We start from the raw sequence: 11,381 nt of genomic DNA, 5'->3' as shown, positions 1-11,381 counted from the left end.
GACGAAGAGACAAGAGTCATCTATCCATTACAGGCAACCAAGGAGCACACCATGTCGCGCGAACAACAAGCCAAGCAACTCCAACAGCAATGGGAAACCGATCCGCGCTGGAAAGGCGTGAAGCGTACGTACACCACCGAAGACGTGATCCGTCTGCGCGGCTCGCTGCAAGTGGAGCACACGCTTGCCAAGCGCGGCGCGGAAAAGCTGTGGGAAAGCGTCAACAACGAGCCGTTCGTGAACTCGCTCGGCGCGCTGACCGGCAACCAGGCGATGCAACAGGTCAAGGCTGGCCTGAAGGCGATCTACCTGTCTGGCTGGCAAGTGGCGGGCGATGCGAACGTGGCCGGTGAAATGTACCCGGACCAGTCGCTGTACCCGGCGAACTCGGTGCCGCTCGTCGTGAAGCGCATCAACAATACGCTGACGCGCGCTGACCAGATCCAGTGGTCGGAAGGCAAGAATCCGGGCGACGAAGGCTATATCGACTACTTCGCCCCGATCGTGGCCGACGCGGAAGCCGGTTTCGGCGGCGTGCTGAACGCATTTGAATTGATGAAGGCGATGATCGAAGCAGGCGCCGCAGGCGTGCACTTCGAAGACCAGCTCGCTTCGGTGAAGAAGTGCGGCCACATGGGCGGCAAGGTGCTCGTGCCGACCCGCGAAAACATCGCCAAGCTGACCGCTGCTCGTCTGGCCGCCGACGTCTCCGGCACGTCGACCGTGCTGCTGGCTCGCACCGACGCTGAAGCCGCCGACCTGATCACGTCGGACGTGGATGACAACGACAAGCCGTTCCTGACGGGCGAGCGCACGGTGGAAGGTTTCTATCGCACGAAACCGGGTCTGGAACAGGCAATCTCGCGTGGCCTCGCCTACGCGCCGTACGCCGACATGATCTGGTGCGAAACCGGCAAGCCGGACCTCGAGTTCGCGAAGAAATTCGCCGACGCGATCCACAAGGAATTCCCGGACCAGCTGCTGTCGTACAACTGCTCGCCGTCGTTCAACTGGAAGAAGAACCTGGACGACGCAACCATCGCCAAGTTCCAGCGCGAACTCGGCGCAATGGGCTACAAGTTCCAGTTCATCACGCTGGCCGGCTTCCACGCGCTGAACTACTCGATGTTCAACCTGGCGCACGGCTATGCCCGCAACCAGATGACCGCCTTCGTCGAAATGCAGCAGGCTGAATTCGCTGCGGCCGAAAAGGGCTTCACCGCGGTCAAGCACCAGCGCGAAGTCGGCACCGGCTACTTCGACGCCGTGACGCAAACGGTCGAGCGCGATGCATCGACGACCGCGCTGCACGGTTCGACGGAAGACGAACAGTTCTTCGACAAGAAGGTCGCGTAAGTACCCTGCAGTCTGATCGCGGGAACGGCAAGGCAGACGAAAAAGCGGCTCCGTTAGAGAGCCGCGGTCAGGGAGGAGCAGCCATCAGGGCGGAAGCACGCCGGTCTGCCCTGATGGCTGGAATCTGGGAGAGATGGCGGCAGTGGAGAAAAAGTCAGCACAACGCATTGTGCGGCGAGCATCGGACGCGCCGGCCTCATCGCCGGCGCGTTTTTTTTGCTATGCCGGTTTTGCTACGCAGCTTTAGCCCGCGACGGGAATCGCGAACGCGCGCCTCAGCGGTACACGATGACCGGGATCTTCGTATGCGTCAGGACCCGCTGCGTCTCGCTGCCGATCAGCAAACTGCCGAGGCCGCGCCGTCCATGCGACGCCATGAAAATCACGTCACAGGCGCCCTGCTCCGCGGCTTCGATGATGCCGAGGTACGGCGCCGGATGCACGCTCGTGCGACTGTCGAACGCGACGCCGACGCGGCGCGCGGCCAGTTCCACTTCTCTCAGGTGCACGTGCGCTTCGCGCTCGCTGCGCTGCAGAAACTCGACCGGCGGCTCGATCACTACATCGGAGAACGGCGAGTATGGATATTGCGGCAGACACGCGTAGGCGGTAACGCGAGCACCGACGGCCTGCGCGAGATCGATGGCGCCGTCTATCGCTTTGCGTGACAGGTCTGAACCATCGGTCGGAACCAGGATGTGCCTGAACATGATGCCCTCCGTCGCCGGCTGCGTGCAGCGCGGCGTCAGCGTCCCACGAGGCGCGGCTTGGAAACCGCTTCAATCGATTGTAGGTCGCAGAAACGCGCTCAAGGCCGTCGTGCGGGTCTGTCCGCATATCGAAAACCCGCTGCGCGGATCCGCATGGCAGTTGTGTGTCGCGGTTGTGCAGGACGGCATAAGGGGCCGTTGTGCCTGATCAACGGACCGCCGGACCGCAGCCGCAACTCAGCCGCCCTCGCCCCAGTAATCAGGATGGCCGTACGTATGCTTGAGAAAGTCCAGAAACAGCCGGACCCGCAGCGGCAAATGCCGACGCTGCGGAAAAACCGCATGGATGCCGATCGGCGGCGCGGCGAACTCGTCGAGCACGCTCACCAGCCGGCCAGCCGCGATATCCGTGCCGACCTCCCACCACGAGCGCCATGCGAGCCCGTAACCCTCGAGACACCACTCGTGCAGCACGGCGCCGTCCGAGCATTCCATCGTGCCGGACACCTTGATCGACACGACCTTGTCCCCCTGCTGGAACATCCAGCCGCGCTGCTGGTTGGCGCTCGCACCGAGCGCGAGGCAGTTGTGATGCGCGAGATCGGCCAGCGAGTGCGGCGAACCGCGCCGGCTCAGATACGACGGCGAAGCCACGCATACGCGGCGGTTCTCACCGAGCTTGAGCGACACCAGCGACGAATCCGGCAATTCGCCCAGACGCACGGCGCAGTCGAAGCCCTCGTTGACGAGGTCGACCAGCCGGTCGGACAGGTCGAGCGTAATCGATACATCCGGATGCGCGACCGTAAACGCGGGCACCAGGGGCGCAACATGCCGGCGCCCAAACCCGGCCGGCGCCGACAGCCGCAAATGGCCACTCGCCTTCACGCCGCCCGCCGACACGCTGGCCTCGGCGTTCTGCATGTCATGGATGACGCGCTGGCAATCCTCGAGAAACGCCGAGCCTTCGAAGGTCAGCGTGATCTTGCGCGTGGTGCGCACCAACAATTTGACGCCGAGACGCTCTTCGAGCGCATCGATGCGACGGCCGATGATCGCGGGCGCGACGCCCTCGGCGAGCGCCGCGGCGGACAGGCTGCCTTTGGCCGCGACGGTAACGAAAGTCTCGATCTGCTTGAAACGATCCATGGGGAACGGAGCCGCGCGCCTCGAAGGATGTCCCTTTGGGGGCGTTTGTGCAGCAAAGTGGTCGGTGCGCGTCAGATTAGGTGTATGAAAGTAAAAGATCAAGTGATGTTTAGCCTCTTTTTTAGCGTATGGCATCACTAATACAATCCATCCTGACCTCTGATAGGAGTGCACGGCAATGTCGGCCACAACGACACCCTTCCCCAAAGCAGTGATTTTCGACGCGTACGGCACGCTTTTCGACGTGCATTCGGTGATCGCTGCCGCGGAGCAGATGTTCCCGGGCCACGGCGACGCGCTCTCGCAGTTGTGGCGCCAGAAACAGATCGAATACACGCAGCTGCGCACGCTCGCCGATCCGGCCGGTGCGCCCGGTGCACATTACCGGCCGTTCTGGGACATCACGCTCGACGCCTTGCGCTTCGCCGCCAAGAAACTGCATCTCACGCTGGGCCGTGCGGCAGAGAAGCGTCTGATGGACGAATATGCGTGCCTGTCCGCTTTTCCCGATGCCGTGCCCGCGCTGCGCCAGTTGCGCGACGCGCCTTCAGCGTCGTCCGGATCCACATCCGCGCCTGCTGGCGCCAAAGCCGGGGCAGGCGCGAATTCAACAAGGCCCGGTCTCGCGATCCTCTCGAACGGCAATCCGCAAATGCTCGACATCGCCGTGAAGAGCGCCGGCATGACGCGCCTGTTCGACCATGTCCTGTCCGTCGACACGGTACGCGCCTACAAACCCTCGCCCGCGGCCTACACACTCGGCACGCAAGCCTTCAACGCTGAACCGCGCGAGATCGTCTTCGTGTCGTCGAACGGCTGGGACGTGGCAGGCGCGGGCTGGTTCGGCTTCACAACTTTCTGGCTTAACCGGCAAAACGCACCAGCCGAAGAACTGGGCGTCACGCCGCATGGCGCGGGCGGAGGCATGAACGATCTGCTCGCTTTTCTGAAGTCCCTCGCGTCGCCCGGCCGCAATAGCGGCGCGGGCAGCACCGGCAATCCCGGTGGCAGCCGCACACGCCACAGCCCTGGCGCATGACGGCTACCACCAGGATCGCGCGACGCAATTCAACCGCATCTCAACATTTGCACCTTTGCAATCTGACCGACCAAGGAGAAACCATGGCGAATCCGCTGTCATCGCAATCATCATTGTCGCTGCCGCAGGGCATGGAAATCACGGCTGAGATCAAGCCGGGCTATGAAGCAATCCTCACCCGCGAAGCGCTCGAGCTCGTCGCCGCGCTGCATCGCACGTTTGAACCGCGCCGCCAGCAGTTGCTGCAGGCGCGTGTGGAACGCACCAAACGTCTCGACGCCGGCGAGCGCCCCGACTTCCTCGCCGAAACGAAAAGCGTGCGCGAAGGCGACTGGAAGATCGCGCCGCTGCCGCAGGATCTCCAATGCCGCCGCGTGGAAATCACCGGACCGGTCGAGCGCAAGATGATCATCAACGCGCTGAATTCGGGCGCGGATTCGTACATGACCGACTTCGAAGATTCGAATGCGCCGAGCTGGGACAACCAGATTACCGGCCACATCAATCTGAAGGACGCGGTGCGCCGCACGATTTCGCTTGAACAGAATGGCAAGTCGTACACGCTGAACGACAAGATCGCTACGTTGATCGTGCGTCCGCGCGGCTGGCATCTGGACGAAAAGCACGTGACCGTGGACGGCAAGCGCGTCTCCGGCGGCATCTTCGATTTCGCACTCTTCATGGTTCACAACGCGAAGGAACAGGTTGCGCGCGGCACGGCACCCTACTTCTATTTGCCGAAGATGGAGAGCCATCTGGAAGCGCGTCTGTGGAACGACATCTTCCTCGCCGCACAGGAAGCCGTCGGCGTGCCACGTGGCACGATTCGCGCGACCGTGCTGATCGAGACGATCGTCGCCGCCTTCGAAATGGACGAGATCCTGTACGAGCTGCGCGAACACAGCTCGGGTCTGAACGCCGGCCGTTGGGACTACATCTTCTCGGCGATCAAGAAGTTCAAGAACGACCGCGATTTCTGTCTCGCTGACCGCTCGCAGATCACGATGACCTCGCCGTTCATGCGTGCGTACGCGCTGCTGTTGCTGAAGACCTGCCATCGCCGCAATGCGCCGGCAATCGGCGGCATGAGCGCGCTGATTCCGATCAAGAACGATCCGGCCGCCAACGACAAGGCCATGGGTGGTGTGCGCTCGGACAAGGCGCGCGATGCCGGCGACGGTTACGACGGTGGCTGGGTCGCGCATCCGGGCCTCGTGCCGATCGCGATGGAAGAATTCGTCAAGGTGCTCGGCGACAAGCCGAATCAGATCGGCAAGCAACGCGACGACGTGCTCGTCACGGCTTCAGACCTGACGGACTTCCGTCCGGAAGCGCCGATCACCGAAGGCGGTTTGCGCAACAACATCAACGTCGGCATTCACTACCTGGGTTCGTGGCTCGCGGGCAATGGCTGCGTGCCGATTCACAACCTGATGGAGGACGCCGCCACCGCCGAGATCTCGCGCTCGCAAGTGTGGCAATGGATTCGCTCGCCGAAGGGCAAGCTCGAAGATGGCCGCAAGGTCACGGCCGAGCTGGTGCGCGAGTTGTCGGCACAGGAGCTCGACAAGGTGAAGCAGGCAGTCGGCGGGGATACGAAGCCGTACGATCGCGCTGCACAAATCTTCGAAGAGATGTCGACGTCGGAGCAGTTCACCGACTTCCTGACGCTGCCGCTGTACGAGGAAATCTGAGGCATCTGTGCCTCATGCATCAGCAATAACGACGTCGTACCAGGCCCGCTTTCAGCAGCCACGCAAGATGAAAGAGCGGCCTGGGTCACAAGGCTGACCGACCGGGCGGCCCGACAGGCGTATGCCTGCCGGGCCGTTTTTTTATGTGCTCGTTGTGCGCCGGTGATGCGCTCGCGATGTGCGCGTCATGCATTGGTTATGCTGCGGCGCGCTCGCCGTGGGCCAGCCATACACCCTGTCAGCGCGTGCTGCGGTACTCGACCCAATCACCCGACCTGATTTCCGGAAGCCCCTTCGCCGCCTGAGGCGCAACCGGATAGAACCGGCAGTTCACGACGTTACCGTCGACTTTCACCATCACTTCCCGCGCGAGGAATCGATCTTCAACACCGGGATACACGGCTTCGATCTCGTCGAGCACCGCAACCAGTTCATCGTCGATTTCGTAGACGTCGCCCGTGACGTCTACGCCCGCTTCGTCGACCACGAGGCCCGGGTACAGACCGAAGTCGAATAGATGGCCGCGCACCGTGGCCGTGCCGAGCAGATTCGGTGCGGCGATCTCGTTGCGCGCCGCAGCCTCTCTAAGATCGTTCACTTCACCGGCTCGCAACGTGCCGTATACAAAAACGGTCTGCATCGTCGTTTGTTCTCCTTGATGATGAGTTCGGCTTGCCCCCGGCTGTTGCCTAGGGTTCAGTTCAGCGGCGCGCTCGCCACCAGCACGCCGTCGATATCCACATAGATCCATTCGCCCGGGCGTACGAGCGCGCCCGGCAATTGCACCGGCACGTCGCGCTCGCCGGCGCCGAGCTTCTTGCCACGCCGTGGGCAGGTCGTCAGCGCCGCGACGCCGACATTGACTTCATTGAGCTCAAGCGCGTCTCGCACGCAGCCGTTCAGCACGATGCCCGCCCAGCCATTCTGTTCGGCGATTTGCGCGAGGTTGCCGCCCACGAGGGCGCAACGCAGACTGCCACCACCGTCGACGACCAGCACCCGGCCGGCGCCCTTCTCCTCTAGGGTGGCGCGCACGAGCGCGTTGTCTTCGAACACCTTTAGCGTGACCGCCTCGCCGCTGAAACACTCGGCACGGCTGAAGAGATGAAAGACCGGTTCGAGCACGCGCAGTGTGCCCAGCGCCAGTTGGTCCTCGTGTGCGTCGCACAAGTCGGCGGTTGCAAAACTCATGACCTTCTCCTCGGGATCCGTGCAATCGGGACATTATGCAACGTTGACTCCGACGTAACACCTACAATGAGAGGCTCGCGGTGGTTTTGGGTCTGGGCCTTTGGGTCTTGCCTGGCCCGCGCACTCAGGTCCGCGCTTGATGGCTCTATGCGTGAGCGCTCCCTGCTTGCGGGTTGCAGGTTGCAGGTTGCGCGCATACACCTACTGCGTTTTTGCGTTCCATCCATTGGATCGATCTTCAAGATGAATTCGTCCACTGACTCAGCCCTGTCGAGCCAGGTCCACTTCGCCGACATCCCGCCCGAATTCCAGCCGACGCAAACGCACCCGATCCGCGTGCGCTCGCGGCTGATGCCTTCGGGCTGGCGTATCGCGCGACACACGCATGCATGGGCCCAAGTGGCCTATGCATCACGCGGCGTGCTGCGGGTTGCGACGACCGGCACGACATGGATGGTGCCGCCATCCCGGGCGATCTGGGTGCCGCCGCACGTGACACACGAAGTGGTCGCAGTCGAAGATGCCTTTCTGCGCACGCTCTACATCACCGAAAGTACCGTCCCGGCCGGACTGGACACGCCCCGTGTGGTCGAAGTATCGGATCTGCTACGCGAAGTCATCGCCGCGCTCGACACGCCAGGCATCTCGGTGACGCGCGAACAATTGCTAGGCGCGCTTGCACTCGATGAACTGACGCGTTCGGAACCGCTGCCGCTATCGGTGCCGATGCCGAACGAAAAGCGTTTGCGCGCGTTATGCGAGGCCGTGATCGCGGACCCGACGCATGGCGAATCGCTCGAACAGTGGGCATCGAGCGTGGGGGCGAGTACGCGCACGATTGCGCGGCTGTTTCGTCAGGAGTTGGGCGTGAGCTTTTCGCAATGGCGTCAGCAGGCCATTCTCGCGCGCGCGATTCCGCTGTTGAGCCAGGGGCGGCCGCTTTCACATGTAGCGCAGGAACTGGGCTATCAGAGTCAGAGTGCGTTCTCTGCGATGTTCCGGCGAGCATTCGGCGAAAGCCCACGAGCGTTCATCGAGCGTGGCGCTGAACATCGTGTAGAGAGTGGAGATCGCGGCGATAGCGAGGCGGACGAAGAGACCGCGCAAAAGTGACGGCGTAAAGCGTAACCGGCAGCCACTCGCCGCAGTGCGTCAAACGCGCCGCGCCAGATGACGGATCGCCCCGAGTTGCGCCAGACGCGGCCCCGCCAGCTTGTACCCCTTGCGTTGGTACAGCCGCGCGGCAGGATTGTCGACGAACACGCGCAACTGCAACTCGCGCAGCCCGCGCTCGCGCGCCCATTGATGCGACATATCGAGCAGATACGTGCCGGCGCCGAGGCGCCGATGCCCTTCGGCAATCTGCACGTCGCGGATATGTAGCGAATCGCCTTCCTGGGTGATGCGCAGCACACCGATCGGCGCGCCGCCCACTTCGAGAATGAAATTCTCCGACTCGCGCCAACTGCCGAGAAACAGATCGCCACGCCACACCAGATGGTGCCGACGATAGTAGCCGCCCATGTTATTGCGAGTCAGCGCCTCGGCGAACTCGAAATCGTCCATGCTGGCCGGGCGCAGATGAAACGGTGACGGAGCTTCGGTTGGATCGAACATGGTGGAACGACGAAGATGAGTCGGGTCAACGGTAAAACAGGCCGCGTGCGCTGGCAATGGCTGTTTGTCCCGAGCATACCCGGACGATACCCAGGCGAACCGGCTGCGGAAATAAAAAAAGCCCACTTCTTTCGAAGTGGGCTTCTTAAAATCTGGCGGAGCGGACGGGACTCGAACCCGCGACCCCCGGCGTGACAGGCCGGTATTCTAACCAACTGAACTACCGCTCCAGATTTTTGCACCGTAGCTTATGAGCCTGGCTCATTTACCACTTGCACCGCTCATACTGCTAACCGAACGACGCCGATGTTGCTGGCGTCCCCTAGGGGATTCGAACCCCTGTACTCACCGTGAAAGGGTGATGTCCTAGGCCTCTAGACGAAGGGGACAACGTACTGCTTACACCTTTAATGAAAAAGCCCGTTCAGGTTTGTATGAACGGGCTTTGTCTGGCGGAGTGGACGGGACTCGAACCCGCGACCCCCGGCGTGACAGGCCGGTATTCTAACCAACTGAACTACCACTCCAGTTTGCCTATCATGACTTGCGAGCGTTGGTTTTTTCTCTGCAAGCTGCGCTGCTTTACTACTACCAAGCGACGCTGATGTTTGGCGTCCCCTAGGGGATTCGAACCCCTGTACTCACCGTGAAAGGGTGATGTCCTAGGCCTCTAGACGAAGGGGACATAATCTTTTCAGATTTGTCTTTATCTTGCTGCTAATTCACGCTAACTTCGTTTTCGTCAGCAGCAAAGACCGATATTCTAACTACGTTACAGCTGTTTGTGAAGTCTTTTTTGCTACAAGCTCCAGACTTCGGAACGACTTCACTCTGCTCTGATAGGGGTAAGCGGGATCGAAAAATTCCCTGCAGACCTACGCCACCAAAGGCTCTCGTGAATCACGAGCCCCATCCGGTACGACTTGGAGTACATGATCTACGATTCGACGCTTTCCAACAACATCTCGCTCTGAAACACCCTCTTGCAACTTGTCCCGGAAGTCACAGCAGCGAAGAACGCAATTATACGCAGCTACCTTTTCACCGCGCAAGAATTTTCTTTCACCGCTCTATCCGACATCCAGACGGCCTTCGGATGCCTATGCACCCGAAGCACCTAGCCCATGTGTGCCAAGTGCAAAAGCCGCTATCAACAGAAGATCGCCGAGACGCGAACACAACCATATCAAGATTGAGAGAGGCCGCCATGCCGACCTTCGCCGGGTTGTACTGCATCCGTGATGCCGGGTCGCGGTACAGATTCCATCGTCGTCCGCTCCGGAAGCTCTTGTCGTGCGAGGCAATCGACCAATAACCCCGAAATGAAGATGAGAATCATTCTCATTCCTTGACGGACTTCCTACGTTGCCCTATTCTGCTTATCAATCTTCAAGCCAGCGTATCCACGCAAGAAAATAGAGATACCGCCGAAAGAATTCGCAATAGTAGCGGTTCGCGAACCCTTTCACCCATGCAATTCAACCACTCTAAACACCTATTCCTTTGGCATAGGTAATTTGGATTACTAACGAGGAAAATATGAGCTGGGGCGACGAAAATACCGTTTATGACGTAGTCGTGAATCACGAAGAACAATATTCAATTTGGCCTACTTACAAAAACTTGCCGGCTGGCTGGAACACCGCGGGCAAGCAGGGCACCAAAGCCGAATGCCTCGCATATATCGACGAAGTGTGGGTCGACATGCGCCCGCTCAGCCTGCGCCAGGCGATGGACGCTCCGGCTGAAACCGCGAGTGCAGCCCCCGTCGGCGCAGCAACGCACTAATGCACTAACGCACCTTCCATGCAGCCGATCACATTGTTTTGCCTGCCGTATGCGGGCGGGGCGGCGGCCGTCTATCGGGAATGGCCACAAGCGGCACCGTCGTGGCTACGGATCGCGCCATTGCATTTACCTGGCCGCGGCGTGCGTCTCGACGAGGCGTTGTTGCCGGATTGGGGGCGTCTGATCGACCGACTGGTCGCCGACGTGCGCTCACAGCCCAATCGCCCTTTCGCATTGTTCGGACACAGCCTCGGCGCGCTGCTCGCATTCGAGTTAGCTCACGCGCTGTGTCAGCGGACCGGTGTCGAGCCTTGCTGGCTCGGCGTGTCCGGCTGTCCCGCACCGGCGCATCACGTGGCTGAAACGGATTGGCTGGTGTGCCCGGAGCAGGATGTGCTCGACGAATTGAAGGCGTTCGGTCAGACCTCGGCGGAGTTGCTGGCGGATCGTGAGTTTGTCGAACTGATCGTGCCGGTAGTGCGCAACGATTTCCATCTGTATGGCACGTGGCGCGCGCCGCGCCCCGGCACACGGAATCCGCTTGATTGTCCGATCCACGCATTCGGCGGCAGTCGCGACGACGTCACGCAAGATGCGCTCAAGCTCGATGCGTGGCGCGACGAGAGCCGCGGCGCCTTCGATCGCTCGATTTTCGACGGCGGCCATTTTTTCATCGACAGTCATCGCGCCGAACTGATCGACGCGATCGCTGTTTCGTTGCGGCATGCCACGTTGGAGCAGACGCACGCAGACCTGCAATCTATCGGCTAACGCGGCCGTCAGCGGTACGCGCAGCGCGTTACCTGCTCGCTGCGCTCATAGCCGCCCTGTTCAATG

At 61.2% G+C, this 11,381-nt stretch carries 11 protein-coding genes and 4 tRNA genes; 6 read left to right on the top strand and 9 right to left on the bottom strand.

Annotated features, from left to right (window positions below; translation table 11 throughout):
• The first annotated feature begins 51 nt into the window (after positions 1-51).
• The gene (gene aceA / locus M0D66_RS21270) at positions 52-1,356 is read left to right on the top strand and encodes an isocitrate lyase (protein ID WP_266211512.1); all 1,305 of its coding nucleotides are present in this window, start codon (positions 52-54) and stop codon (positions 1,354-1,356) included.
• A 275-nt stretch (positions 1,357-1,631) separates the two neighbouring features.
• On the opposite strand, the gene M0D66_RS21265 is transcribed toward aceA, so the two are convergent.
• Together M0D66_RS21265 and M0D66_RS21260 are read right to left on the bottom strand one after the other, a co-directional pair.
• Complete coding sequence (locus tag M0D66_RS21265; protein ID WP_175053195.1) at positions 1,632-2,066, bottom strand: universal stress protein; 435 nt, start codon at positions 2,064-2,066, stop codon at positions 1,632-1,634.
• Between the two features lie 237 nt (positions 2,067-2,303).
• Positions 2,304-3,215 (bottom strand): LysR family transcriptional regulator, encoded by a 912-nt coding sequence (locus M0D66_RS21260; RefSeq protein ID WP_200617916.1) that lies wholly within the window; start codon positions 3,213-3,215, stop codon positions 2,304-2,306.
• A gap of 178 nt (positions 3,216-3,393) precedes the next feature.
• Here M0D66_RS21260 and M0D66_RS21255 point away from each other — a divergent pair, with 178 nt between their 5' ends.
• Both M0D66_RS21255 and aceB read left to right on the top strand, forming a co-directional pair.
• Positions 3,394-4,254, top strand: a complete 861-nt coding sequence (locus tag M0D66_RS21255) for a (S)-2-haloacid dehalogenase (RefSeq protein WP_266211511.1) — start codon at positions 3,394-3,396, stop codon at positions 4,252-4,254.
• A gap of 83 nt (positions 4,255-4,337) precedes the next feature.
• A complete protein-coding gene (aceB, locus tag M0D66_RS21250) occupies positions 4,338-5,948 on the top strand; it encodes a malate synthase A (protein WP_266211510.1) in 1,611 nt (536 codons plus the stop codon).
• Between the two features lie 238 nt (positions 5,949-6,186).
• Here aceB and M0D66_RS21245 read toward each other — a convergent pair whose 3' ends face one another.
• Positions 6,187-6,588, bottom strand: a complete 402-nt coding sequence (locus M0D66_RS21245) for a gamma-glutamylcyclotransferase (protein WP_093633361.1) — start codon at positions 6,586-6,588, stop codon at positions 6,187-6,189.
• Between the two features lie 56 nt (positions 6,589-6,644).
• Positions 6,645-7,139, bottom strand: coding sequence for a ribonuclease E activity regulator RraA (rraA, locus tag M0D66_RS21240; protein WP_200617913.1), 495 nt, complete (start codon positions 7,137-7,139; stop codon positions 6,645-6,647).
• Between the two features lie 243 nt (positions 7,140-7,382).
• Between rraA and M0D66_RS21235 the strand changes: the two genes are divergently transcribed.
• The gene (locus tag M0D66_RS21235; protein ID WP_266211509.1) at positions 7,383-8,252 is read left to right on the top strand and encodes a helix-turn-helix domain-containing protein; all 870 of its coding nucleotides are present in this window, start codon (positions 7,383-7,385) and stop codon (positions 8,250-8,252) included.
• Between the two features lie 39 nt (positions 8,253-8,291).
• Here the strand turns inward: M0D66_RS21235 and M0D66_RS21230 are convergent, their stop codons facing one another.
• The 5 genes from M0D66_RS21230 to M0D66_RS21210 form a co-directional block, all read right to left on the bottom strand.
• On the bottom strand, positions 8,292-8,756 hold the full coding sequence (locus M0D66_RS21230; protein WP_211701174.1) for a GNAT family N-acetyltransferase: 465 nt from the start codon (positions 8,754-8,756) through the stop codon (positions 8,292-8,294).
• 153 nt (positions 8,757-8,909) lie between these two features.
• Positions 8,910-8,986, bottom strand: a tRNA-Asp gene (locus M0D66_RS21225).
• A gap of 83 nt (positions 8,987-9,069) precedes the next feature.
• A tRNA-Glu gene (locus M0D66_RS21220) sits at positions 9,070-9,145 on the bottom strand.
• A gap of 61 nt (positions 9,146-9,206) precedes the next feature.
• A tRNA-Asp gene (locus M0D66_RS21215) sits at positions 9,207-9,283 on the bottom strand.
• Positions 9,284-9,365: 82 nt separating this feature from the next.
• Positions 9,366-9,441, bottom strand: a tRNA-Glu gene (locus M0D66_RS21210).
• A gap of 854 nt (positions 9,442-10,295) precedes the next feature.
• Here M0D66_RS21210 and M0D66_RS21205 point away from each other — a divergent pair.
• Together M0D66_RS21205 and M0D66_RS21200 are read left to right on the top strand one after the other, a co-directional pair.
• A complete protein-coding gene (locus tag M0D66_RS21205; RefSeq protein ID WP_093633364.1) occupies positions 10,296-10,544 on the top strand; it encodes an MbtH family NRPS accessory protein in 249 nt (82 codons plus the stop codon).
• A gap of 18 nt (positions 10,545-10,562) precedes the next feature.
• The gene (locus M0D66_RS21200) at positions 10,563-11,315 is read left to right on the top strand and encodes a thioesterase II family protein (RefSeq protein WP_266211508.1); all 753 of its coding nucleotides are present in this window, start codon (positions 10,563-10,565) and stop codon (positions 11,313-11,315) included.
• Positions 11,316-11,381 lie beyond the last annotated feature (66 nt).

It is taken from the genome of Paraburkholderia sp. SECH2, from assembly GCF_030464795.1.
GTDB classification, from domain to species: domain Bacteria; phylum Pseudomonadota; class Gammaproteobacteria; order Burkholderiales; family Burkholderiaceae; genus Paraburkholderia; species Paraburkholderia aspalathi.
This window is presented reverse-complemented; position numbering and strand designations above follow the sequence as displayed.